At 60.0% G+C, this 25700-nt stretch carries 25 protein-coding genes; 8 read left to right on the top strand and 17 right to left on the bottom strand.

Annotation, left to right across the window (positions count from 1 at the left end):
• Together GZH79_RS10380 and GZH79_RS10375 are read right to left on the bottom strand one after the other, a co-directional pair.
• The coding region (locus tag GZH79_RS10380; protein WP_249219105.1) for a DUF6691 family protein at positions 1-355 on the bottom strand (355 nt) is incomplete at its 3' end.
• 2 nt (positions 356-357) lie between these two features.
• Positions 358-810, bottom strand: a complete 453-nt coding sequence (locus tag GZH79_RS10375; protein ID WP_211643719.1) for a YeeE/YedE family protein — start codon at positions 808-810, stop codon at positions 358-360.
• An 81-nt stretch (positions 811-891) separates the two neighbouring features.
• On the opposite strand from GZH79_RS10375, the gene GZH79_RS10370 reads away from it, so the two are divergent.
• From GZH79_RS10370 to GZH79_RS10350, 5 genes are all read left to right on the top strand, one after another.
• Entirely contained in the window at positions 892-1224 is a 333-nt protein-coding gene (locus GZH79_RS10370) for a metalloregulator ArsR/SmtB family transcription factor (RefSeq protein WP_249219104.1), read from the top strand.
• A 92-nt stretch (positions 1225-1316) separates the two neighbouring features.
• A complete protein-coding gene (locus GZH79_RS10365) occupies positions 1317-2339 on the top strand; it encodes a LacI family DNA-binding transcriptional regulator (protein ID WP_211643718.1) in 1023 nt (340 codons plus the stop codon).
• Between the two features lie 145 nt (positions 2340-2484).
• Positions 2485-3783, top strand: a complete 1299-nt coding sequence (xylA, locus tag GZH79_RS10360) for a xylose isomerase (protein WP_211643717.1) — start codon at positions 2485-2487, stop codon at positions 3781-3783.
• A gap of 20 nt (positions 3784-3803) precedes the next feature.
• Positions 3804-4859, top strand: a complete 1056-nt coding sequence (locus GZH79_RS10355) for a sugar phosphate isomerase/epimerase (protein ID WP_211643716.1) — start codon at positions 3804-3806, stop codon at positions 4857-4859.
• Position 4860: 1 nt separating this feature from the next.
• Positions 4861-6003 carry a Gfo/Idh/MocA family oxidoreductase gene (locus GZH79_RS10350; protein ID WP_211643715.1) on the top strand — a complete coding sequence of 381 codons (1143 nt, stop codon included), beginning with the start codon at positions 4861-4863 and terminating at the stop codon, positions 6001-6003.
• A gap of 71 nt (positions 6004-6074) precedes the next feature.
• Here the strand turns inward: GZH79_RS10350 and ugpC are convergent, their stop codons facing one another.
• From ugpC to GZH79_RS10320, 6 genes are all read right to left on the bottom strand, one after another.
• Positions 6075-7148 (bottom strand): sn-glycerol-3-phosphate ABC transporter ATP-binding protein UgpC, encoded by a 1074-nt coding sequence (gene ugpC, locus GZH79_RS10345; protein WP_211643714.1) that lies wholly within the window; start codon positions 7146-7148, stop codon positions 6075-6077.
• Positions 7145-7975: a carbohydrate ABC transporter permease gene (locus tag GZH79_RS10340; RefSeq protein WP_211643713.1), complete on the bottom strand. Its 831-nt coding sequence runs from the start codon at positions 7973-7975 to the stop codon at positions 7145-7147. Before GZH79_RS10340 ends, ugpC begins: the two co-directional genes overlap by 4 nt.
• A complete protein-coding gene (locus tag GZH79_RS10335; RefSeq protein ID WP_211643712.1) occupies positions 7965-8867 on the bottom strand; it encodes a sugar ABC transporter permease in 903 nt (300 codons plus the stop codon). The genes GZH79_RS10340 and GZH79_RS10335 overlap by 11 nt, the downstream gene beginning before the upstream one ends.
• An 85-nt stretch (positions 8868-8952) precedes the next feature.
• Positions 8953-10158, bottom strand: coding sequence for a sugar ABC transporter substrate-binding protein (locus tag GZH79_RS10330; RefSeq protein ID WP_211643711.1), 1206 nt, complete (start codon positions 10156-10158; stop codon positions 8953-8955).
• A gap of 42 nt (positions 10159-10200) precedes the next feature.
• Complete coding sequence (locus GZH79_RS10325; RefSeq protein ID WP_211643710.1) at positions 10201-11145, bottom strand: sugar phosphate isomerase/epimerase; 945 nt, start codon at positions 11143-11145, stop codon at positions 10201-10203.
• Between the two features lie 10 nt (positions 11146-11155).
• Entirely contained in the window at positions 11156-12172 is a 1017-nt protein-coding gene (locus GZH79_RS10320) for a Gfo/Idh/MocA family oxidoreductase (RefSeq protein ID WP_283094800.1), read from the bottom strand.
• 182 nt (positions 12173-12354) lie between these two features.
• On the opposite strand from GZH79_RS10320, the gene GZH79_RS10315 reads away from it, so the two are divergent.
• Positions 12355-13380: a substrate-binding domain-containing protein gene (locus GZH79_RS10315; RefSeq protein ID WP_211643708.1), complete on the top strand. Its 1026-nt coding sequence runs from the start codon at positions 12355-12357 to the stop codon at positions 13378-13380.
• On the opposite strand, the gene GZH79_RS10310 is transcribed toward GZH79_RS10315, so the two are convergent.
• Genes GZH79_RS10310 through GZH79_RS10275 form a run of 8 tightly spaced genes read right to left on the bottom strand, consistent with a single transcriptional unit; the run spans position 13377 to position 21634 of the window.
• A complete protein-coding gene (locus tag GZH79_RS10310) occupies positions 13377-14522 on the bottom strand; it encodes an alpha-hydroxy acid oxidase (RefSeq protein ID WP_211643707.1) in 1146 nt (381 codons plus the stop codon). The genes GZH79_RS10315 and GZH79_RS10310 overlap by 4 nt on opposite strands.
• Positions 14523-14527: 5 nt before the next feature.
• Entirely contained in the window at positions 14528-15916 is a 1389-nt protein-coding gene (locus GZH79_RS10305; protein WP_211643706.1) for an FGGY-family carbohydrate kinase, read from the bottom strand.
• Positions 15913-16227, bottom strand: a complete 315-nt coding sequence (gene rhaM / locus GZH79_RS10300; RefSeq protein WP_211643705.1) for an L-rhamnose mutarotase — start codon at positions 16225-16227, stop codon at positions 15913-15915. The genes GZH79_RS10305 and rhaM overlap by 4 nt, the downstream gene beginning before the upstream one ends.
• On the bottom strand, positions 16227-17222 hold the full coding sequence (locus GZH79_RS10295) for an ABC transporter permease (protein WP_211643704.1): 996 nt from the start codon (positions 17220-17222) through the stop codon (positions 16227-16229). Before GZH79_RS10295 ends, rhaM begins: the two co-directional genes overlap by 1 nt.
• Complete coding sequence (locus tag GZH79_RS10290) at positions 17219-18202, bottom strand: ABC transporter permease (protein ID WP_211643703.1); 984 nt, start codon at positions 18200-18202, stop codon at positions 17219-17221. The genes GZH79_RS10295 and GZH79_RS10290 overlap by 4 nt, the downstream gene beginning before the upstream one ends.
• Before the next feature lie 7 nt (positions 18203-18209).
• Positions 18210-19730 (bottom strand): sugar ABC transporter ATP-binding protein, encoded by a 1521-nt coding sequence (locus GZH79_RS10285; RefSeq protein WP_211643702.1) that lies wholly within the window; start codon positions 19728-19730, stop codon positions 18210-18212.
• Between the two features lie 54 nt (positions 19731-19784).
• Positions 19785-20786 (bottom strand): rhamnose ABC transporter substrate-binding protein, encoded by a 1002-nt coding sequence (gene rhaS / locus GZH79_RS10280; protein WP_211643701.1) that lies wholly within the window; start codon positions 20784-20786, stop codon positions 19785-19787.
• Between the two features lie 41 nt (positions 20787-20827).
• A complete protein-coding gene (locus GZH79_RS10275; protein ID WP_211643700.1) occupies positions 20828-21634 on the bottom strand; it encodes a DeoR/GlpR family DNA-binding transcription regulator in 807 nt (268 codons plus the stop codon).
• A gap of 186 nt (positions 21635-21820) precedes the next feature.
• Here GZH79_RS10275 and GZH79_RS10270 point away from each other — a divergent pair, with 186 nt between their 5' ends.
• Together GZH79_RS10270 and GZH79_RS10265 are read left to right on the top strand one after the other, a co-directional pair.
• Entirely contained in the window at positions 21821-23923 is a 2103-nt protein-coding gene (locus GZH79_RS10270; RefSeq protein ID WP_211643699.1) for a bifunctional rhamnulose-1-phosphate aldolase/short-chain dehydrogenase, read from the top strand.
• Between the two features lie 27 nt (positions 23924-23950).
• Positions 23951-25192: an L-rhamnose isomerase gene (locus tag GZH79_RS10265; protein ID WP_211643698.1), complete on the top strand. Its 1242-nt coding sequence runs from the start codon at positions 23951-23953 to the stop codon at positions 25190-25192.
• A 58-nt stretch (positions 25193-25250) separates the two neighbouring features.
• On the opposite strand, the gene GZH79_RS10260 is transcribed toward GZH79_RS10265, so the two are convergent.
• Positions 25251-25697: a ferritin-like domain-containing protein gene (locus GZH79_RS10260; protein WP_211643697.1), complete on the bottom strand. Its 447-nt coding sequence runs from the start codon at positions 25695-25697 to the stop codon at positions 25251-25253.
• Positions 25698-25700 lie beyond the last annotated feature (3 nt).

The raw sequence follows: 25700 nt of genomic DNA, 5'->3' as shown, positions 1-25700 counted from the left end.
AGACCAGTGTGCCGGGCTGTGCCAATGGCAGTGCCGTCCATGCGGGACCGGGGCAGAACCCGCCAATCCCCCAGCCGATCCCGAACACAGCGGCGCCGGTCAGCAGTGGCGCATCGATGCGGTCGGCGGTTGGTAGATCAAAACTGTCCATGACCACGGGCGCGCCACGACGCCAGACAAGCCGGTAGCCGATAAATGCCGTGACACTCGCCCCACCCATCACAAACGCCAGTGACGGGTCCCATGCCCCAAAGACATCCAGGAAATTCAGCACCTTTGCAGGGTCAGACATGCCGGACACCACCAGCCCCACACCAAAGATCAACCCGCTTACCAAACCAAGGATAATACGCATCATCAAATCCACACATGCCGCAGCACAAAAACTGTCAGACCCGCCGCCACAATGAACGTGGCGACCGCCGCAGCCGAACGACCGGACAGGCGCGCCAATCCGCACACCCCGTGACCAGAGGTGCACCCGGAACCAAGCGCCGTGCCCACCCCGACAGCCAGCCCCGCCAGCGTCATACCCCACAGGTTTGATGGCACGCTGTGCGGGATGTCGGTGCCCGTGGCAATCACAACCAGCGGTGACGCGATCAATCCGACCAGAAACGCTAGCCGCCATGGCCAGTCTTGCGCGGTCATCCGGGTCGGGTCTGCCGGGCTAAGCCCACCCGTCGTTATTCCGGCAATCCCAGCGATGCGCCCGAATAATCCCATGACAAGTACGGCCGACAGCCCGATCAGAACGCCGCCGATCAGCGACGCCCAAGGTGTAAAAGATGTTGTAACGTCTTGCAGCATCGCGATCGGTCCTGTTGTGCGTTGACGGCCTGACCCCGACATATTAGAGCAATGCATATTAGACAAGTGAGATATAAAAAAATGCCTGACATTGCCCCGCTCGAATTGGCCGATCCGCTAGAGGCATTGCGTGAACGTGCGGATGTCGTGTCCGGCTATCTGGACCTGCTGTCGAACCCCAAACGATTGATGATCCTGTGTGTTCTGGCAAAAGGAGAGGCATCGGTCGGTGCGATGCAAGCCAATCTTGGGATCGGGCAATCGTCGCTGAGCCAACATCTGGCAAGGCTGCGGGCGGCGGGCGTGGTATCCACCCGGCGTGATGCGCAGACCATTTACTATACCATTTCAGACCCGCAGATGCGCAACCTGATGGCGCGGCTTTACGACATCTTCTGCGATCCTGCGGCCTGAACAGGCGTCATTGTGGAACGGTGCTTTGGTTGTGGCTTGCGTGTCCGTGCGGTCATATGGCATGAAACACGTCTGTCAGAAAAAGGCGTGGCATGACCCGATCCACTGTTCACGACGTCGCCCGCGTTGCACAGGTCAGCCTGTCGACGGTGGACCGTGTGTTGAATGGACGGCATGCGGTGCGGCCGGAAACCCGCGAACGTGTCGAAAACGCCGTGCGGGCGCTGGGCTATGTCCGCAATATCGCAGCGGCGAACCTGTCACGCGGGCGCGGCTTTCGGTTTCTTGTGTTGCTGCCCGGCGGGGCCAACAGCTTTATGCGGCTGCTTGAAGCCGACGTGCGCGACTATGCCAGCCAGATCAACACTGATGGCGTCGAGGTAGAGGTTCGCACACTTCCGCCCTTTGACAGCGACGCGGTGCGCGGCGCGTTGGACGCCGTGCAAGCGGATGGCTTTGACGGCGTCGCATTGGTCGCGGCCGATTCACCTGCCGTTCGCGATGCTGTGCGCGGTTTGCGCGGTCAAGGCGTGCCAATCGTCACGCTGGTGTCCGACCTGCCAGCAGATCTGCGCGCGCATTTTGTGGGGATCAATAATATCTGGGCGGGGCGCACGGCGGCACGGCTTATCGGGCGGTTTTGCGGCGACAAAACCGGCAAGATCGCAGTCGTGGCCGGGTCGATGGTGTTGCAGGATCATGCGGAACGCTACCTTGGATTTCAGCAGGTCATGGGGCAGGAATTCCCCCACCTGACCGCCCTGCCCCCGATCGAGGCGCTGGATGATGCCGCAGTGGCAGAGCAAAAGCTGACCACTACCCTGCAAGATACACCGGACGTTGTCGCCGTTTACAGCCTTGGCGCAGGCAACCGGGGCGTCGTCACAGCGCTTGAGAAGCTCGACAGTTCGCCGGTGACGATCATGCATGAATTGACAACGCATTCGCGGCAGTGGCTGTTGTCTGGCCGCATTGACGCGGTCATCCGACAAGACCCGGCCCGCGTCGCAAGATCTGCGATCCGCACATTGATCGCGTTGGCCAGTGGAAAGCCGCTGAATAAGGATGAAAACGGTGTCGGAATCGAGATATTCCTGCCCGACAACCTGCCCTGACACGCCCTGAACCGCCGATTTTGCAAAGACCCCTTTCAAGCCGAAATATTTTGACATACGTTTGTCAAAAGCGACCCCGAGGAGGGAGTCGCACCGTAGGAGGACACCGAATGAACCGTTTCACCCCCACTGCGCAGGTTTGGTCATGACCGGCTATTTTTCAGATATCGCTCCGCTGCGCTTTGACCCCGAATCCGACGGGCTGGCATTCCGTCACTACGATGCCGACCGCATCGTGATGGGCAAACCGCTAAAGGATCATCTGCGGTTCGCGGTCGCATATTGGCACAGCTTTGTCTGGGACGGGTCCGACCCGTTCGGTGGCGGCACGTTCGACCGTCCGTGGTTTCCCGCGGACAGCATGGAACTGGCGAAACAGCGCGCCGACAATGCGTTCGATATGTTTCAGGTTCTGGGCGCGCCCTATTTCTGTTTTCACGACCACGACGTGCGCCCCGAAGGCGACAGCCTGACCGAAAACCACCGGCGTCTGAACGAAATCGCGGATGTGTTCGAACACAAGATGGAAGACACCGGTGTCGGCCTGCTGTGGGGCACGGCCAATCTGTTCACGCATCGGCGTTTCATGTCGGGCGCTGCGACCAACCCCGACCCGGATGTGTTTGCATGGTGTGCGTCGACGGTGCGCGCCTGTATGGACGTCACCCATCGCCTGAATGGCGAAAACTATGTCCTGTGGGGCGGCCGTGAAGGTTATGAAACACTGCTGAATACCGACTTGGGCCAAGAACTGGACCATATGGGCCGCTTTTTGTCGATGGTGGTCGAATACAAGCACAAGATCGGGTTCAAGGGTCAGATTCTGATCGAACCGAAACCGCAGGAACCGTCAAAGCATCAGTATGATTATGACGTCGCCACAGTTTATGGGTTCCTCAAGCGGTTCGGTCTTGAAAACGAAGTGCGGGTGAACATCGAACAGGGCCATGCCATTCTGGCCGGTCACAGCTTTGAACACGAAATCGCGCTGGCGCAGACGTTGGGTATTTTCGGGTCCATCGATATGAACCGCAACGATTATCAATCCGGCTGGGACACCGACCAGTTCCCCAACAACGTGCCAGAAGTCGCACTGGCCTATTACGAAATTCTGAAAGGCGGTGGGTTGACGCAAGGCGGCACCAACTTTGATGCGAAACTGCGTCGCCAGTCGCTGGACGCCGACGATCTGATCGCGGGTCATGCGGGTGCAATGGACGTCTGCGCACGCGGGTTCGAAGCCGCGGCAAAGATGCTAGCGGATGACGCGCTCGAACAACCGCGGCGCGAACGGTATGCGGGATGGACCAATGATGCGGCACAGCAGATGCTGAAAAGCGATCTGGCCAGCATCGCAGAGCGTGCAGAAGCCGATGATCTGAACCCGCAGCCCAAGTCGGGGCGGCAGGAAAAGCTGGAAAACATCGTCAACCGCTACGTCTGATACGGCACTGGGAGGATACCATGAAGACCATCAAAGGGCCGGGCCTGTTCCTGGCGCAATTCATCGGCGACGACGCACCGTTCGACAGCTGGGACGGTATTACAAAATGGGCGGCCGATTGCGGTTACAAGGGCGTGCAGGTGCCGGTCTGGGACGCCCGGATCGTTGATCTGGACAAGCTTGCGACATCGCAGACCTATTGCGACGAATGGACGGGTCAGGCCCGCGATAACGGGATCGAGGTGACGGACCTGTCATCGCATATTCTGGGTCAGCTGGTCGCCGTGCATCCCGCCTATGACGCATGGGTCGACGGCTTTGCGCCCGCACAGGTGCAAGGCAAGACAAAGGAACGGACCGAATGGGCCATCGGTCAGGTGAAAAAGGCGCTGACCGCAACCAAAAATCTGGGCATCGGGCAACATGCAACGTTTTCCGGTGGGCTTTGCTGGCCTTTCATCTATCCGTTTCCACAGCGGCCGCAGGGCATGGTCGACACCGGGTTCGAAGAATTGGCCCGTCGCTGGCGCCCGATTCTGGATCACGCCGAAGATTGCGGCGTCGATGTCTGCTACGAAATCCACCCGATGGAAGACCTGCACGACGGCGTCACGTTCGAAATGTTTCTGGATAAGCTGGGCGGTCACGCGCGCTGCAACATGCTGTATGATCCGTCACACTACGTGCTGCAATGCCTTGATTACCTTGACAACATCGACATCTACAAAGACCGGATCAAAATGTTCCACGTCAAGGACGCGGAATTCAACCCGACCGGTCGCCAAGGTGTTTATGGCGGCTATCAGCCGTGGGTCGACCGGGCTGGACGGTTTCGCAGTCTGGGCGACGGTCAGGTCGATTTCGGCGCGATCTTTTCAAAGATGGCCGCCAATGATTTCGACGGCTGGGCCGTCGTGGAATGGGAATGCGCGCTCAAACATCCCGAAGACGGTGCGCGCGAAGGTGCGCAATTCGTCAAGGATCACATCATCCGCGTGACGCCGCATGCATTTGACGATTTTGCAGGTGGTGATATCGACGAGGCGACCAACAAGAAACTGCTGGGGATCGATTGATATGACACGCATCAGACTGGGCATGGTGGGCGGCGGCAACGACGCATTCATCGGCGGGGTTCACCGGATCGCGTCGCGCATCGACGGCCACTACGAACTGGTCGCCGGGGCTTTATCCTCGACCCCGGAAAAGGCAGCCGCCAGCGCCAAGGCGCTGGGGCTGGATCCCGATCGGTCCTATGGCAGCTTTGACGAAATGGCACAGGCCGAAGCCGCCCGAGAGGACGGCATTCAGGCGGTCAGCATCGTCACACCGAACCACGTGCATTTTCCCGCAGCCAAGGCGTTCCTGTCGCGCGGTATCCACGTGATCTGTGACAAGCCGCTGACAGCGACGTTTGACGACGCACAGGCGATGGAACAGGCAGTCTCAGCATCGGACGCGCTATTCATCCTGACCCACAATTACACCGGTTATCCGATGGTGCGTCAGGCGCAGGCGATGATTGCACAGGGCGACATCGGCAATATCCGCGTCGTGCAGGTAGAATATCCGCAGGACTGGATGACCGACGCCGTCGAAGTCGAAGGCGTAAAGCAGGCCGAATGGCGCACCGATCCCGCACGCTCTGGCGCAGGCGGGGCCATCGGGGACATCGGCACCCATGCGTATAACCTTGCGTCCTTTGTCACGGGCCTGACGGGTGAATCGCTGGCCGCCGACCTGCACAGTTTCGGTGCCGGGCGTCAGTTGGATGACAACGCGCATATCATGTTGCGTTATCAGGGCGGTGCGCGCGGCATGCTGTGGTGCAGTCAGGTAGCACCGGGATGCGAAAATGCGCTGAAATTGCGTGTCTTCGGTGAAAAAGGCGCGCTGGAATGGGCGCAAGAGGATCCAAATTACCTGTGGTTCACCCCCCACGGTGAAGCCACACGCAAACTGACCCGCAACGGGGCCGGCGCGACAGAAGCATCGACCGCCGTCAGCCGTATTCCCGGCGGCCATCCCGAAGGCTATCTGGAAGGCTTTGCCAACATCTATACCGAAGCCGCCGCCGCAATCCGCGCAGTACAGGACGGGCAGTCACGCGACGCGGTCATGGGCAAACTGCCCGGCATCGCCGCCGGCATGGAAGGCATGGCGTTCATCCGCGCCTGTGTCGCGTCATCGCAAAAAGACGCGGTCTGGACGCGGATTTAACCAAAACAACACGAAAACGCCGGGCAAACGATGGTTTGCCCGACGTTTTCGTCTGAAACAGGCGCCGAATCTTAGCGGGCGGACAATGCAAGATCGTCTGTCTGCGAAAACAGATGCACCAGCGACGGCTTGATCGTGACCTGAATATCGCCCCTTTCCACACCTTGCAGACGGTCGGATGCGGCGATCATCACGGGCGGCGTGGTATCGCTTAGGACGTAGCTGGATGATCCGGTGCGTTCGACGACGGCTACCGGCAATGTCAGCATGTTGTCGCCCGCCCCCGGCACCAGATGCTCGGGTCGCAAACCGACGGTCACGGGTTCATCTGCGGGGCGGCGACCGTCAAAGGTAAGCCGGGGCGCGCCCGGCAGATCAAGCACAACATGCCGCCCGTCGGCCGCGATCTGGCCGGGGATGAAATTCATTGCGGGCGACCCGATGAACCCCGCCACAAAGCGATTGACCGGATGGTCATACAGGTCCAGCGGCGCGCCCTGCTGTTCGATCACGCCAGCGCGCATGACGACCACATGGTCAGCCATCGTCATCGCCTCGATCTGGTCATGGGTCACATAAACGGATGTCGCGCCGATCCGGTCGTGCAGCTTGCGGATTTCGGCACGCATGTGGACGCGCAAAGCGGCATCAAGGTTCGATAGCGGTTCATCGAACAAAAACGCCTGCGGTTCACGCACAATGGCCCGCCCCATGGCGACGCGCTGGCGTTGCCCACCGGACAATTCACGCGGATAGCGGTCCATCAGGCCATCCAGCCCGGTGATCTGCGCGATTTCTTCGGCGCGGGCGCGGGCTTGCTTGCGAGTCATCCCCTTCAGACGCAGCGCATACATCATGTTCCCTGCGACGGTCTTGTGCGGATAAAGCGCGTAGGACTGGAACACCATCGCCAGATCGCGCGCACGAGGCGGTGCGGCGGACACGTCCTTGCCCGCGATGCGGATCTTGCCGGATGTGATCGTTTCCAGCCCCGCAATGGTGCGCAGCAAAGTTGACTTTCCACATCCCGATGGACCGACCAGCGCCACAAATTGCCCCTGCGGGATACGCACATCGACGTTTTTCAACGCGTGATACGCCCCATAATGTTTGTCGATATTTTCAATTTCGATTTGCGCGGTCATTTGAGCGCTCCTGACGTAAGGCCGCTGACGATCTGGCGTTGCAGCAGGACAAAGAAAAGAATGATGGGTGTCACGTAGATGGCCGCATAGGTCATCACCCCCTGCCAGTCAGAGGTGTTGGGCCCCATAAAGCTTTGCAGACCGACGGTTGCGGGTTGCAGCGCACGGTTCTGTATCAGACTGCGCGAATAAACATATTCGCCCAGGCTTTGCAGAAAGATCAGCAAGGCGGCGACCAGAATGCCATTGCGCGCCAACGGCACATTGATCGACAGGAATGCGCCGATCCGGGTGTTGCCATCCACCAATGCGGCTTCTTCCAGCTCTTTGGGAACCTGCACGAATGTGGCGCGCGTCAGCACGACATAGAACGGCAAGACCTTGGCTGCCTGTGCCAAAATCACGGCGGACCGCGGATAATCCAGCAGGCCGACCTGACTGAACGCCACAAAGATCGGCGTGATCATCAACGACGATGGCAAAACCTGCATCATCAGGATGGAAAACAGGACCACATCCATCCAGCGTGACCGGACACGCGCCAGCGCATAGCCGCATCCTGTGCCCAGCACGACGACGATGACCGTGACGCCCACGGCGATGATGGCCGAATTTTTCAGATATGTGGCCATCTGCATCCGCTGCCAGACTTCGGCTGCGGCAAAATCCGGGTTCGCAGGCCAGAATGTCGGTGGCCAGGCGGTGATTTCGTTGCCCGTCTTCAAGGCGGTGACATACATCCAGTAGACCGGGAACAGATAGGCCGCGACCAGTGCCAGTGCGACGATCAACAGGGCGTATTGGGACAGTCTTTCATCACGCAGCATGTTCGTGCCTCGTTGAGCGGACGTAGATGGCGGCAACACCGATCACGACAATGATCATCAGCACAGACACGGCGGACCCCTGCCCGATGCGGTAATCCTGAAATGACAGTTCCCACGACCAGTATTGCATCACGTTGGACCCGTTCGATGGGCCGCCTTGCGTCAGCGCCGCGAACAGATCGAATTGCTGCAGTGTGAAAATGATCCCCAGCGAAATGACAGCCCCAAGCTGGGCGCGCATCAGTGGCAGGGTGATCGTCAGGAACCGCCAGACGCGGCCTGCCCCGTCCAGTTCTGCCGCTTCGTAAACATCGTCGGGAATGGCGGACAGGCCCACGGACAACAAGATCATGTTGAACGGGACACCGATCCAGACGTTGGCGATGATGACCGAATAAAGCGAATTGGTCGGGTCCGACAGCCAGAAGATTTTATCATCCGTCAGCCCAAGGGTCTGCAACACCCAGTTCAGCACGCCAAAATCACCTGCGAGAATCCAGCTCCAGACCGCGCCGACGACAAGACCGGGCAGGATCCAGCCCGCCAGAAACAGGCCGCGCAACCACGTGGCACCCGGAAAGCGCTGTTGGAAGAACAGCGCCAGACCAAACCCGATCACCAGTTGCGCGGCCACTGACAGCAGGACAAAGACGATGGTGTTCTTTACGATGATATCCGTCGCGCTGTTGGTCAGCACCTCTTTGTAGTTGTCCAGCCCGACAAAGGGCCGGTCGAACGACGCCAGCGTGAACAGATCGACGGACTGGAACGACATCAGGATGTTGTAGGCCAGCGGGAACGCCGAAAAGACGATCAGGAACGTCAGCGTGATCCAGACCAGCATGCGGTCGAACCCGCGTCCGTCACGGAAAGAAGATGAAGTGGCAGGCATGGGGCTGATCCTGACTGCTGCGGTAAGGGAAAATGGGCCGCCCGCAACCGGGAGGGGAATCCGGCGGCCCATGGTTTCGGCGGGTTTAGTTGACCACGTCCGAAATCGTGTCCTGCGCTTCGGCCAGCGCATCGGCTGGCGTCTGCTGGCCTGTCAGTGCGGACTGGATCGCCGTTTGGATCGCACCGCTGATGCGGGGCCATTCCGGCGACGGGCCACGGGTGCGCGCGTATTTCATGGACTCTTCGAACACCGCATAGGCTTCGGGGTATTTGGGGTCCACGACCTCTACGTTGCTGGCGGGCAGATAGCCGAAATCATTCCAGACCCGGTCCATGTCACCATACAAAAATTCCAGAAACGCAAAGGCCGCGTCGGGCTGGTCGGTATTGGCAAGGATCACGTTGTCGCCTTCGCCCAGTGCCGACGCGCGTTCGGCGCCTTCTTCCGGGACGGGCAGCAAGGCCACGCGCCAATCAAAATCGGCGTCCTGGCTCATCCGGGGAATTTCCCATGGACCAGAGATGACCATCGCGGCGGACCCGGCGTTGAAGGTGCCGGTGCTGTCCCACTGGCTGCGGATCAGCGTGTCAGGCGATGCCAGACGTTCATCGATCATCTGTTTCCAAAGGTTCAGCGCGCGTTCTGCGCCATCCGTGGCGATGTTGTCGAAATTGCCGCCGGTCATCTGCACCCATGGCAAAAACTGGAACGTGCCCTCTTCAGAATTTTTCGCCGAAAACGCGATGCCATAAATGTTTTCGTCCGGATTGGTCAGCGTCTGCGCTGTTTCATACAACGCGTCCCATGTGGTCGGCGGTGCGTCGGGGTCCAGCCCGGCTGCGCGGAACAGGTCCGCGTTGTAATACAGCGCGATCGTGTTGGCGCCACGCGGCAGACCGTAAATCCCGTCTTCGTATGTGACCGACGCCAGCGGACCGGGAAAAATGTCGTCAACGTTCACGACATCGGATTCCGCGATATAGGGTGACAGGTCCATCAGCATCCCGCGCGAGGCGAACAACGCCACTTCGGGATTGTCGATATAGGTAATGTCGGGCGCGTCACCTGTCGCGATGGACCGGGCCAGATCGTTGACCATGTCCTGAAACTGCACCGTGCGCAGGTTGATGGTCACGTTCGGGTTCGCGGCCATGTATTCTTCGGCCATGACATAGTGATATTCGCCCGGATCATCGATCGTCCACAGGTCAAGTTCCACTTGTTCCTGCGCAAAGGCTGGCCCCGCGATCAGCGCAGTCGTTCCGGCCAGAATGGTTCTGATAGTCATGCGTTTTCTCCTCCACATGGTTGGTTGCAGTGCCGCCTCTCCTCAGGCGGTTTTGGCCAAGGACGGATCGCCGCCCTCGTAGGCGCCGGTGGCGGGGACATGGGACATGCCGCCGCGGGCGTGTTTGAGATGGTTCAGGGCCGCGACCTGACCGGTCATTTCCAGATCGTCGCGGTAGACGGGATCGTGCCAGCCTTCGATGTCGATGGACCCGGTATAACCTGCCAGCCGCAGTTCGCTGATTACGTCGGTCCAGTTGCTGTCACCGAAACCGGGGGTGCGCATCCAGACAAACGGTTCGCGGCCAAAAATGCCGTGCTCGCGGATCACTTCCCACCGGATCGTTGCATCCTTGCCGTGGACGTGAAAAATCTTGTCAGCCCATTTGCGGATCTGCGGCAGCGGATCGATCAGGTAAACCATCTGGTGGCAGGGTTCCCATTCGATCCCCAGATTATCGTCTGGCGTTTCGTTGAACATCAGCTCCCACGCGTCGGGGTTGTGGGCGATGTTCCAGTCGCCGGTTTGCCAGTTGCCATCCATCGCGCAGTTTTCAAACGCGATCCTGACACCCTTGTCGGCGGCGCGCTTTGCCAGTTCGGACCAGACCTCGCGGTAGCGTGGCAGGCTGTCTGTCAGTGGCTTGCCCCGGACACGACCGGTAAATCCTGCAATGCAGGTCGCACCGAAATGGTGCGCGTTGTCGATGCAGTCTTTCCAACCCTGCAGGGTTTCGCGGTCCATTTCCTTGTCTTCCAGCGGATTGCCGAACATGCCCAGCGTCGACATGGTGATGTCACGGTCCCCGATCGCGTCGCGGCAGCGTTTGCCCAGTTCGGCCAGGTCCTGACCCTTGGTCGTCTGCCAGAAAAACGGCTCAAAGCTTTCGAACCCCATGTCCGCGATTTCCCCGATACGGTCCGCAGCGCGGCCTTCGGTCGCCTGGATCATCGTGCCGATGCGGATCTGTTTCAAAGCGTCAGTCATGTCGTACCTTTCAAAGTGCGGGAAGTGTCACGCGCCGCCCGGTCTGCGCGCTTTCAATCGCGGCAATCACCATGGCGAGGCTTTTGATATTGTCGGTACCGGGGGTCAGCGGTGTCGTGCCATTGCGCACCGCCGCGACGAAATCGGCGATCACACCCGCGTGGCCCGTGTTCAGCGGTGCGGTCAGGGGCGGCACGTCCACAGCGCGAAGCGGGCGCAGAAAACCCGTGTCGCCGTCAACGACCTGTGCGGTAAAACCGTCGTTTCCGTCCCAGATCAGCGTGCCCTTGGTGCCGATGATCCGCCAGCTTGCTTCCCATGCGGTATCGGCGCCTTCGGCAGCCCAGCTACCGCGATAGGTCATCGCAACGCCGCCTGTCATGTCGAATAGCGCATCGGCTGCCGCACCGTGGGCATACCACGACCCCGCCGGATTGGTTTCGCGGCAGTAGACCGCCGTGGCATCCTGCCCGGTCAAAAAGCGCGCGGCATCAAACGTATGGATCGCCATGTCCAGCAACAGGACGTGTTCCATATGGTCACGGAAACCGCCGAAATGCGCGCCGATGAAGAAATCGCAATGGATCGCCGTCAGATCGCCCAGAACGCCGGACGCCAACAGGTCGCGCACCCGCCGGATGCCCGACAGCCAGCGACGGTTCTGAACAACCGCATGAATGCGGTCCGCATCGGCAGCCAGCCCGATCAGGCGCTGTGCCTGATCCAGTGTTTCGGCCATCGGTTTTTCCGACAGCACGTGACAGCCATGCCGCAACGCGGTTTCCACCACGGTCAACCGCGCCGGCGGCACGACAACGTCGAACACCAGATCCGGGCGCAGGTCGGTCAGCATCGCATCCAGATCGCTACCCGCCGCCGCATTTGCCCAGCCCGACGCATCGGCACGGCTGCGCGCCAGCGCGGGGTCCAGATCGACAAAGCCCGAAATCTGGACATTTTCGGCCAGTTCCGGCGTGTCATTCAACGCCCGAAGCCAGCCTTGCGACATAGCTCCGCACCCTACCATAACGGCACTTAACATACTGATATTCCTCCAAGATGCGCCGCAGTCTCCCTCACCGACGTATCACCGTAAACGTTTACAACGCTAGGCTTGGCGCGCGGACCTTGTCAACAGGTTTCGTAAACGTTTACATTTACGAAACGATTCAAAGGGTTTGGCACATTGCAAAAGACGGAACAGGCGCGATGACGGGAATCAGGGCGCTGGCTGACTCTTTGAATATTTCGATTGGCACGGTGTCGCGCGCGCTGAACGGCAAACCCGGCGTGAACCCTGAAACCCGTGACCGGGTGCTGAAAATGGCGCAGGAAACGGGTTATGTGGCCAACGCTGCGGGCCGCAATCTGCGTAAGGGGCTGACCAACACCATCGGGATGGTCATTGGCACCGGCCCCGCAGCGGCCAAGGGCGACAACAATTTCTTTATGGCGGTCACCGATGCGATGCAGCGCGCAATGCTGGAACGCGGCGTCGATCTGATCCTGCTGCCCTGCCACGCCGCGATGGACCCGCTGGCGTTTTTGCAACGCACCTTGCAGCGCGGGTCCATTGACGGGCTTGTGCTGACCGCGACGCTGGAACAAGACCCACGGATCGCCATGCTGGAAGCATCGCATCTGCCATTCATCACGCTGGGGCGGTCCCGCACGCCGGGCAATTATGCGTGGATGGATCTGGATTTCGAAGGTGCCGCACGCCAATCGGTAGCACGGCTAGCCGAACTAGGGCACAGGCGCATCGCCATCGGCATACCAAAGGGGCAGGCAAACCTGTCCGCGCTGTATCTGGAAAGCTGGCGCCAGCAGATGCAAGCCGAAGGATTAAGTCCGTCGGATGATCTGTTGTTCGTGGATGATTTCACCGAAGCCGGTGGCGCACAGGTTGCCGCCCGCCTGCTGGATCAAGCTGACCGGCCAACCGCGATCCTGATGTGTTCCGAACCCATGATCAGCGGATTTTGCGGCGGGTTGCTAGGCGCTGGGGTGCAGCCCGGCGCGGATGTATCGGTCATCGGGTTTCGGCAAAGCCCGCTGTTGCGCCATCTGGCCCCCCCGATCAGTTGCTTTGACATGGACCTTGATGCGCTGGGCGAAGACATGGCCAAGGCGATCCTTGGTCTGGTTTACGATGCCGACAATGCCCTGCACATCACGCGGGCGATCAGCCCGATGACATACGTCGAAACCGCATCGGTGCAGCCGTTGCGTTAACGCATCCGCAGATTGTCAGGCGACAGATCAGCGACGCGCGCCCGGCCCATCAGGCGCATGTTGCGCGTCAACTCGTCCTTCATCAGACCCAATGCACGTTCCACACCGGGCTGTCCGGCGGCGGCCAGCGGCAACAGGTAATAGCGCCCCAGCCCCACGGCCTTTGCACCCAGCGACAGGGCTTTCAGCACATGGGTGCCGCGCGTGACGCCGCCATCCATCAGCACCTCGATTCGGTCGCCTGCGGCCTGCACCACCTCTGCCAGTTGATCGAACGCAGACACCGATCCATCCAACTGCCGCCCGCCATGATTTGACAGGATCACCGCGCTGCATCCGATATCGGCGGCGCGCAATGCGTCTTCGGGGGCCATCACACCCTTTAGGCAGAACGGCCCGCCCCATTGCTGCACCATCTCTGCCACATCGTCCCAATTCATTGTGGGGTCCAGCATTTCGGTGAAATACTGGCCGATTGATGCGGTCCCGCCGCCCATGTCGACGTGTTCATCCAACTGCGGCAAGGCAAATTTTTCATGGGTGACATAGTTCAGCCCCCATGCCGGTTTCAGCACGAATTGCGCGATCCCGCGCGCGTTCAGCCGAAACGGGATCGAAAATCCGGTGCGTTTGTCACGTTCGCGGTTGCCACCGGTGATACTGTCGACAGTCAACATCATCACCTCGACGCCAGCCGCCTTGGCACGGTCCATCATGGCGCGGTTCAGGGCGCGGTCACGGTGGAAATAGAATTGGTAGACCTGCGGCGTTTTATGTTTGCGACGCAGCTCTTCGATGCTGACGGTGCCCAGTGATGACACACCGAACATGGTGCCGAACTTTTCGGCGGCGGCGGCGACAGCGCGTTCGCCATCATGGTGAAACAGCCGCTGCAATGCCGTGGGTGAACAATAGACCGGCAGATCCAGTTTTTGCCCCATCACCGTGACCGACAGGTCCACATCCTGGACACCGCGCAGCACATTGGGCACCAGATCGACGTCGTCAAAGGCTGCTGTATTGCGCGCCTTGGTGGTTTCGTCGTCGGCGGCGCCGTCGATGTAATTGTAAATCGGGCTTGGCAGCCGCTTGCGCGCGAGCGTGCGGAAATCGTGAAAGTTGTGGCAGTCGGTCAATCGCATCGGTTCTATGCCCCTGTTTCGGACTGCAACCCTGCCGCATTCCGCCAGCGTTGGATATAGGCATCGGCCCCGTCAGGCAACGGCGGCAGATGATCCGCCACCACCCCGGATTGCGCCTGTCTTTTCAAGCCTGCAGCAAGCAAAGCTGCGCCCTGTGACGTCCCTGTGGCCCCCCCGGTGGCGATGGTGGGACAACCCGTCACATGCGACAGCATCCGGCGGTATGCTGCATTTTGTGAAAACGGACCCTCTACAACGATCGACCCGCGATGCCCGATCAGCGTCAGACACCGCGCGGTGACCAACGCCAGATAGAACGCCACCGCCGCCCCGCGCTGGCCGCTGCCAACGGCGGGTTCCGCACCGATCCAGCCAGCCGTCTGCCCTTGAAACGGTCCTGTTTCTGGCATCACCGCCGGGGTCAGCATGACCTGACGGTCAAGAACGTCTGCCAATTCGGCCTCTGTCGGGATGGGATAGGGTCCACCGGTGGCAACATCATGCTCGCGCCCCCCCATGAACCGCGCGGACCGCACCGGCGCGCCAAAGGCGTCGACGTTGATCAGCGTATCATCTGCGGGGTCCAGCGCCACATCAGCACCGCCAACCCCCAGCACAATGACCCACGTGCCTGTTGACACCACGCTAAAGGGCGGGTCGTGGCGCAAAAGATGCGGCAGCAGCGACGCGTTGGAATCGTGGATACCGCAATGGACCGGCGTGTCCGGGGCCAGCCCCGTGCGCGCCGCGATCTGCGGCAGGATTGGCCCCAGAACAGCGGCAGGCGGTCGCGGTGCCGCAATCTTGTCCCGGATCCCCAATGTATCGACCAGCGCCGACAAAGCACCCTGCCCCGGATTCCACAGATCGGTATGGCACCCCAAAGAGGTCACATCAGTTGCCAGTTGTCCGGTCAGCCGTGCGCCCCAGAATTGCGGATAGGTCACGATGGCATGGGTGCGGTCACGCAAACCCGAATCCTGCGCGAATTGCCAGTGCAGCTGTGCACCGACGTTCAGTCCATTCGCAAGCCGCGGCGATCCGGTTTCGCTGAACGGCGGACGCAACGCATCATAGTCCGCCGCCACCCCCTGCGGGCCGTCGTGTTCGTAATCCAGCACCGGTGCGGCCAGATCGCCATCTGCATCCAGCAGGGCCACACAAGCACCGTGCGTCGTCACAGAAATCGCGTCGATTCCGTGGCTGGCCTGAAACCCTGCCAGCGCATCCAAAAGAAAGCTCCAATGGCCATCCACATCAAAGTGCGGCCATGGCGGCCCCGCCAGAACGCGATTGGGCCGGGTGACGACCGCGACTTCGGTCAGCGTCGCAGTATCGACCAATGCCAGCTTTGCGTTGGTCTTGCCGATATCGATCACCGCGACATGGCTCATGGCATGTGAAACATCGGGATCAGCGTAACAGAGACCGGGACGTTGTTTGCGTCTGTCCGCATGATATCTGCCATATGCGCCCACCACTTTTGCATCAGCTTGGTCTGCGGCAGGTCTACCATGCCGTGATGATCGGTCCGCCACAGCACCCCGAACAGGGTGTCGGTTTCAGGGTCCAGATGGATGGAATAATCCGTGACACCCGCATCTTTCAGCAAGGTCACAAGTTCCGGCCAGATCGCGTCGTGGCGGCGCTTGTATTCATCCTGACAGCCGGGGTTCAGATACATTTTGAACGCATGCTTTTCCATCAGCCCCTCCGCATGGCCCACAGGCGCGGCAGGGCGATGACCCCGATCAGCAGCGCCCCGATGACGATGGACATGACGATACCCGGCACGTTCAGCAGACCCAGCCCGAATGTCACCAGTCCCATCACCACCGCGGCGATCACGACGCCGGGAATGGTGCCCGATCCGCCCAGAATATTGACGCCGCCCAGCACGACCATCGTCACGATCTCCAGCTCCCATCCGAACGCGATGGACGGTCGCGTCGATCCCAGGCGCGATGTCAGACAAATCGCGGCAACGCCCGACATCAGCCCGGTCAGCAAAAACAGAATGAACTTTACCCGCGCCACGCGGATGCCGGAAAACAGCGCACCCGTCGGATTGTTGCCAATGGCATAAATCGCGCGGCCAAAGTTGGTTTTGTGCAGCACAATCCCATAGATCACGGCGATGAGTGCGAACAGGACCAGTTCGAACGAGATCACCCAGAACACGTAGCCGCGTCCGAAATACGTGAAATCCACCGGGTAACCACCGAAAGCCTGATCGCCCAGCACGATATAGCTGATGCCGCGAAACAGGCTCATGGTGCCAATGGTCACGACGATGGACGGCAGGCCGAACCGCGTGACCAGCAGCCCGTTGAACGCACCGCACAAAAGACCGACGCCCAGCCCCACACCGATCAGAACAGGCGTGCCCGCCCCCATCTGCACGGCGGCCCCCATCGCGGTTGACGCAAGTGCTATGATCGCCGCGACCGACAGATCGATTTCGCCCGCGATGATCAGCAGCGCCATCGCAAAGGCAATCATCGCCTTTTCGGAAAAATTAAAGGTCGCATCGCTCAGGTTCCAGGCATTCAGGAAATAGGGCGAGGCAAAGCTGTTGGCGACGAAAATGGCGATTGCGACCAACAGCAGCAGGCTTTCCCAGCTTTTCAGCCGTGCTTCCAGCGGGGACCGCAGGCGGTCGGGGATGTGACGCCCCGTGGTGTGTTCTGACAGGCTCATGCTGGTTTTTCCGCTGACTTGAGGATGATCCGTCCCGTGTTGCGGCGGGTGCGGGAATTGACGATGACCGCGATGATGATGGCAGCGCCCGAAATGGCCATTTGCCAGAACGGCGAGATATCGACGACAGGCAGCGCGTTCTTGATGATCCCCAGAAACAGCGCCCCCAGTACGGCCCCGCCGACAGTGCCGATGCCCCCGGCAATCGAAATGCCACCGATCACACAGGCGGCCACGACATCCAGTTCAAACCCGCCTGCAATATCGACGTAAGCCACAGCATAGCGCGACACCCACAGATAGCCGGTCAGTCCCGCCAGCGCGCCGCTGATGGTAAAGGCCCAGAACTGCGTCCGCCCGACGTTCAACCCGGTATAGGTCGCGGCGTGTGGATTGCCGCCCACCGCATAGAATGCGCGACCAAGCGTCGTGCGTGTCATCACCACCGTAAAGATCACAATCGCCGCCAGCGCGACCCAGCTCATCATCGGGATGCCCAGCAGCTCGGACCGGGGGAATGCCTTGAACGCGGGCGACATCTGGTGGCTGTTGACCCAAGACCCGTCCGAGACCAGAAACACAAAGCCGCGATAGATCGTCAGCGTGCCCAGCGTGACGACAATGGGCGGGATCGCCAGTTTCCACACAAGGATGCCGTTGAACATACCCATCAGCGCACCCAAGCCGATGGCCACCATGACGATGACCGCGACCGGCAGATCGGGATAGGCCAGGTTCAGCATCGCCACGCACATCCCCGACAACGCCAGGTTCGCCGCGACCGACAGGTCAATGCATTTCGTCAAAATGACGATCATCTGGCCAATCGCCAGCAGGATCAACGGCGATGTATCGTTGAACACCCGCAGCAGGTTCGACGGCGCCACAAAGCCAGCAAAACGCGTGGCGATCAGCAGGCACAGCGCCACGATGGCTGCAAATAGCAACGCTTCGCGCGATGTCAGGTAGCGTTTCAGCATGGTGTCCTCATATTCCCGCCGCTTGGCGCACAAGTTTTTCGGGGGTCAGGTCGTCGCCCGACAGTTCGGCCACCATGCGGCCTTCGCGCATGACGATTACGCGGTCGGACATGCCCACCACTTCGGGGATTTCAGAGCTGACCATGATGACCGCCAGCCCCTGTGCCGCCAGTTCCGCCATAAATGCATGCACGGCGGCCTTTGACCCGATGTCGATCCCCTTGGTCGGTTCGTCCAGAATGATGATCTTGGGCTGTGTCGCCAGCCATTTGGCGATGACGACCTTTTGCTGGTTGCCACCCGACAGCGTGCCCAGTTCCGCGTCCAGCGATGCCGCGCGCAGGTCCAGCCGCTGGGTATATTCGCGCGCCAGATCGAATTCTTCGGCCAGCCGCAAAAACCCATTGCGAGAGGTCCGACCCAGCGACGGCAATGTGACGTTCTGAAAGATCGGCAACGGCGTGATCGCACCCTGATGACCACGGTCTTCGGGGACATAGACCAGCCCGGCGGCGATGGCGTCGGCGGGGGACGTGATCGTGATTGCGGCACCGTCGATTGTGACGGTCCCGCCAGATGGCCGCGTGATGCCAAACAGCGCCTGCATGATTTCTGACCGCCCAGCCCCGACCAAACCGTAAAAGCCAAGGATTTCACCACGCCCCAGATCAAAGCTGATATCGTCAAATTCCGTTGGGTGACACAGCCCGGACACCGACATGACCTGCGCACCCGGATTTCGGTCGCGGGGGGGAAAGACCTGATCCATATCGCGCCCGACCATCATCTTGACCAGATCGGATTCGTCGATGTCGCGGATATGGCCTTCGCTGATGAACTGACCGTCACGAAACACGGTGTAGCGATCCGCGATCCTGAAAATTTCATCGAACTTGTGGCTGATGAACAGGATGGCCTTGCCCTGCGCCTTCAGCTTTTCAACCAGTTCGTAAAGCTCGTGGATTTCCGTATGCGACAGGGCGGCGGTCGGTTCGTCCATGATGACGACGCGGGCGTCGACCGAAAGCGCGCGGGCGATGGCGACCAGATGCTTGTTGGCGATCCCCAGATCGCGCAGTTTTGCTTCGGGGTTCAGGTGTGCGCCGATCCCGGTCAGGATGTCTTGCGCGCGGCTGTTCATCGTTCGCCAGTCGATCAGACCCAGCCGCGTGCGCGGCGCATGGCCGAGAAAGATGTTTTCCGCGACCGACAATTCGTCGAACAGTACGGTTTCCTGATGAATGGCGGTGATCCCTGCCCGCGTAGCATCGCGTGCGGTCGGAAACCGGATGTCCGCGCCGTCGACCTTTATCGTGCCGTCGCTGGGCTGGTAGATGCCGGTCAAAATCTTGACCAGCGTGGATTTACCTGCCCCGTTTTCGCCCACTAGTGCCGTGACCTGCCCGGGATACAACGCAAGCGTCACCTGATCCAAAGCCGTGACACCGGGAAAGGATTTCGTGACCCGGTCGAGGGCAAGAACAGGAACGGCGTCGGCGCTCGCCAAGGCGGGTGACTGCATTTGCATCAAAGTTATCCTGCAAGGTGGTGGCCCCGGCGTCAGCCGCCGGGGCCTGTGCGCTTAGAAGATCGACTTGAACTCGTCGATGTTCGTGCTGTCGTAGATGAACGGGTCAGCCATTGCGCCGGACGTCGTGTCATCCAGTGTCACGTCTCCCATGCGGCCCATCGGGATGGCTGCACCGGGTTCCGCCGTTGCCTCTCCGCTGGCCAGCGCATGGGCGATCATCACAGCCGAATAGCCCAGATCGATCGGGTTCCAGATGGCAAAGGATTTGGACGCGCCGCTTTCGATGGCACCCGCCATTTCAGACGGCAGGCCCAGACCGGTGACATTGATTTCACCCGCCTTGCCCGCATCGGCCACAGCCTGCGCGGCGGCCACGATTCCCACGGACGTGGGCGCGATGATTGCGTCCAGATCGGGGTAGGACTGCATCAGGCCTTGCGCTTCGCGGTAGGATTTATCGGCAAGGTCGTCGCCGTAAACAGTCGCCACGACTTCGATGCCGGGGTAGTTGCCCATGACCTTCTGCATCTCTTCGATCCAGATGTTCTGGTTGGTGGATGTGGTGGTCGCCGACAGGATGGCGACCTGTCCGCCGTCGGGCAGGTTGTCTGCCGCCAGCTTGATGATCATGTTGCCGATCAGTTCGTTGGACGACGGATTCAGGTGCATCTGGCGACCGGATTCCGCAACACCCGAATCCCAGCTGATAACGGTGATGCCGCGCTGCATCGCGCGTTCCAATGCCGGGGCGACCGCATCGGGGTCGTTGGCCGAAATTGCGATGGCGTCCACGCCTTGGGCGATCAGGCTGTTGATGACCTCGATCTGGCCTTCGGCGGTGGTGTCGGTCGGACCGGTATAGATGATTTCGGTATTGCCCAACTCTGCGGCGGCTTCCTCTGCACCCTTGGCTGCAGCTTCAAAGAACCCGATCCCCAGCGCCTTGACGACCAGCGCGATGCGCATGTTGTCCTGTGCCATGGCGCTTGTGCCCATCAGGGATGCCGTCAGGCCAAGTCCTGCGACCAATGCTGTAAAGTTACGACGTTTCATATGTGATTACCTCCTCATTTTCACAAATACGGGTCGCGGCGTCATGCCCCGGCCGCGTTTTCTTTTTGACCGGCACCCGACTGTGCAACGATCACTTCGACTTCGGCGGATTCCAGCATGGCAACCGTCTTGTCAGAGATTTTGTCATCGGTGATGATGATATCGATGCGTTCCAGCGGGCAAAGCACCAGACTGGACCGGTTTTCGAATTTCGAACTGTCGACCAGCACGACCAGATCGTCGGCCTGATTGATCAGCTTTTGCTCGGCCTGGATCAGCAGCGGATCGCCTTCCATCAGACCGATGGGGCCGATGCCCTGCGCGCCCATGAACATGCGCCGCGCATAGAAATTGCGGGTCACATCGTTATCGAAAGGCGACAGAATGATGTTCTGCTCGCGGTAGATCGCGCCCCCCGACAGCATGATCGTGTTTTCCGAATGCTTCAGCAGATGTTCCGCGATCGGAAAGGAGTTGGTGAAAATCTGGCAGCGCCGCATCGCCAGTGGATGCACCATCTGGAATGTCGTGGTGCCCCCGTTGATGATGATGGAATCACCATCCGCACACAGATCGACAGCGGCGCGCGCAATCGCTTGTTTTTCGGGGGCATGCAGCGTTTCGTTGATGGCAAACGGACGCCCCGCCAGCCCGACGAACGGCACCGGATGCATCGCTTCGGCACCGCCACGCACGCGGCGCAGCTTCTTTTGTAAATGCAATGCTGCAATGTCACGGCGGATCGTGGCTTCTGACGCTTCGGTCAGGGCGCACAGGTCGGCCACGGTCACGACTGGGCGGTCCTGAATCGCGGATAGAATGATGCCGTGACGTTCTTTTTCATGCATTTGACGCCCTCCCTGTGGATCAGGTTGGGCCAATCCATCGGGTCTGTCAATCATTTCTAATCACAATCAATCATGCTGCACCGCAGAATGATTGAACTTGCGCGTTTATGATTGACTTGTGCCGCATCTGGACGCACCTATTGGCGCAACGTGAACGTGGGCACCCTGCCCCATGAGGAGGATCAGATGCCAAAAGATACGCCCAATACACTGCTGGAAAATCGCTGGGATGCCGCCGCTGCCGCAGGTATGACAGAACCCGAATTGCTGCTGTATCGGTCCAATATTCTGGGTCAGGACAAGCGGGTCACGAACTACGGCGGCGGCAACACCTCTGCCAAGGTGATGGAAACCGATCCACTGACCGGCGACACGGTCGAGGTGCTGTGGGTCAAAGGGTCCGGCGGCGACATCGGATCCATCAAGATGGACGGATTTTCAACGCTTTACATGGACAAGCTGACCGCGCTTAAAGACCTGTATCGCGGCGTGGAATTCGAAGATGAGATGGTCGGCTACCTGCCCCATTGCACATTCAACCTGAACCCGCGCGCCGCATCCATCGACACACCGCTGCACGCCTATGTGCCACGCAAGCACGTGGATCACGTACACGCCGACGCCATCATCGCGATTGCCGCCGCCAGCAACGGCGAACAGCTGACGCAACAGATATTCGGCGACAAGATCGGCTGGCTGCCGTGGAAACGCCCCGGATTCGAACTGGGCCTGTGGCTGGAAGATTTCTGTCGCAAGAACCCTGATGCCGATGGTGTCATTCTGGGCAGTCACGGGCTGTTCACATGGGGCAACACCGCCAAGGATTGCTATGACATGACCATCACGGTCATCAATCAGGCGACCGCATGGCTGACGGACACTACCAAGGATACCGCTGCCTTTGGTGGACCACGCCACAACAGCCTGTCACCTGCCGACCGCCGGACCGTTGCGGCGCGCCTGATGCCCGCGATCCGCGGATTCGTGTCCGGCAACCAACATATGGTCGGCCATTTCAACGACAGCGACACCGTGCTGGAATTCGTCAAGGCACAAGACATGGAACGGCTGGCCGCGATGGGCACATCCTGCCCCGACCATTTTTTGCGCACAAAAATCAGACCGCTGGTGGTGAATTTCGACCCGGCCGCGCAGAATACCGATGACGTCCTGGCGGGTCTGTCGGACCAGATCGCAGCCTACCGCGATGATTACGCGGCATATTACGACCGCTGCAAACGCGACGACAGCCCCGCCATGCGCGACCCCAACGCGGTCGTCTATCTGGTGCCCGGCGTCGGCATGATCACGTTTGCCAAGGACAAGGCGACGGCACGGATATCAAGTGAATTCTACGTCAACGCCATCAACGTGATGCGCGGCGCGGATGCAGTCAGCGACTATACCGGCCTGCCGGAACAGGAAGCTTTCGACATCGAATACTGGCTGTTGGAAGAAGCGAAATTGCAACGCATGCCAGCCCCCAAATCGTTGGCGGGCCGCGTAGCGCTTGTGACCGGTGGTGCGGGTGGCATCGGTGCCGCAACGGCGGACCGCTACCTGTCCGAAGGCGCCTGTGTGATGCTGGCCGACATCGACGACGGCGCGCTGTCTGCAACCGCAGATGCGCTGTCGCAACGCTACGGCGGGGATGTTGTCCGCACCGTCAACATGAACGTGACAGACGAATCCGCCGTTGCCCGTGCCTATGCCGAATTGGCGGTGGAACTGGGCGGCGTTGATATTCTGGTGTCGAATGCGGGTATCGCATCCTCTGCCCCGATCGAGGAAACAACGCTCGCGTTGTGGAACCGCAACATGGATATCCTGTCGACAGGTTATTTCCTTGTCAGCCGCGATGCGTTCAAAATGTTCCGCGTGCAGGGCATTGGTGGATCGGTCGTCTTTGTCGCGTCCAAGAACGGGCTGGCCGCATCCCCCAACGCATCTGCCTATTGCACTGCTAAAGCGGCGGAAATTCACCTTGCCCGTTGTCTGGCACTGGAAGGCGCAGAAGCAGGGATCCGGGTCAATGTCGTGAACCCCGATGCCGTGCTGCGCGGATCAAAGATCTGGGAAGGCGACTGGCTGGACCAGCGCGCCAGCACCTATGGCACCGACAAGGAAGGTCTGGAAGAAATGTACCGCAACCGGTCCATGCTGAAACGGTCCGTCCTGCCCGAAGACATCGCGGAAGCGGCCTATTTTCTGGCCTCTGACCGGTCGTCGAAATCGACCGGCAACATCATCAACGTCGACGCCGGCAACGTGCAGGCCTTTACCCGCTGAATTTGGCGACCGCTGAAAGGAACCGACATGACCCACGCCTATGATCTGGCAAAGGCGCAATATGCCGACTGGGGCGTCGATACCGACGCCGCCATCGCGCGGCTGAAAACCATCCCGATTTCCATGCATTGCTGGCAAGGCGATGACGTGGTGGGATTTGAAAAACAGACCGGCGCATCCGGCGGCGGCATTCAGGCGACCGGCAACCATCCCGGTCGCGCCCGCACCCCGGACGAGCTGCGCGCCGATCTGGATTTTGCCTATGGCAACATCCCCGGCGCGCATCGCCTGAACCTGCACGCCATGTATATGGACACCGACCAGACCCCCGACCGTGACGAAATCACCTATGACCATTTCGCGTCATGGGTCGACTGGGCCAAAGATACCGGCGTCAAACTGGATTTCAACGGCACGTTCTTTGCCCACTCCAAGGCCGACGACAACCTGACATTGTCGCACCCCGACGCAGGCATCCGCGATTTCTGGATCGAGCACGGCAAACGCTGCCGCGACATCGCCGCGCGTTTCGGTCAGGAACTGGACAGCCCCTGCATCACGAACGTCTGGGTGCCGGATGGCTACAAGGACACGCCAGTTGACCGGATGGCAGCCCGGCGCAGGTTGGAAGCGTCGCTTGATGCGATGTTCGCGAACGCGCACGACCCCGCCCGGATGAAAGACGCCGTCGAAAGCAAGCTGTTCGGGATTGGCGTCGAAGCCGCCACCATCGGCAGCCACGAATTTTATCTGGGCTACGCGATCCGGCGCGGCACCCTGCTGTGCCTTGATATGGGCCATTTCCACCCCACCGAAAGCGTTGCGGACAAATTGTCGGCAACGGCCCTTTCCGTAAAAGAGCTTCTGCTGCATGTCTCGCGCCCGATGCGGTGGGACAGCGACCATGTGATCCTGTTGGACGATTCAATCCGCACCATGGCGGACGAATTGGTCAGCGCGGACATTCTGGACCGCACGCATATCGGACTGGATTTTTTTGACGCGACCATCAGCCGGACGGCGGCCTGGGTTATCGGGACGCGCAATATGCAAAAAGCGCTTTTGGAATCGCTGCTGCGACCATGGCACCGCTTGCGCGCTGCAGAAGACAGTTTCGATTTTTCCACACGGTTCATGGTGACCGAAGAAATAAAAGATCTGCCATCCGGTGCTGTCTGGGCCGAATTCTGCAATCAGATGGGCGTGCCTTGCGGACAATCCCTTATTTCCGAATTGGAACGATATCAGAGCAAGACCGAACAGCGCTAATAAATTGGTTCAAATCCTGAAACGGGGGCCGTGATGACGGCCCCCGTTTAACAATGGATCAGCGCGTCGTCACCGTTTCCATCCATGCACGGTGGCGACGTTCATCTTCCAAAGCTTGCAGAAAGATCGGACGCATTTGCCCATCGGCCACGGTGTTGTCAGATGCCTGTTCATAGGCCTGCACCGTGTCGTCTTCGTTCGTTTTCATCGCATTGATGATGGCTTCGTCACCAACCAGATCGGCCAGAGCAACCTTGCCGGTCGTCATCATCTGCTTCATGTCACCGCCGCTGGGCGCTTCGATCCCCAGATCGGCCGCGAATTTTTCCAGCTGCGCGACGTGGTTCAGGTGATCCTGACGGAATGTTTCGATCTGCGCACTGTGCTCTGCGTCGTCCAGCCGTTCGATGGTGGATTCGTAGGCTGCAATCGCATCATGTTCGAGATGCAGCAGGTTTTGTACCAGCTTTTCCGCGCTGTTTTCTGTTCCGACTGTCGTAACCATTTT

This window comes from Loktanella sp. SALINAS62 (assembly GCF_018263905.1).
Lineage (GTDB): Bacteria > Pseudomonadota > Alphaproteobacteria > Rhodobacterales > Rhodobacteraceae > Loktanella.
This window is presented reverse-complemented; position numbering and strand designations above follow the sequence as displayed.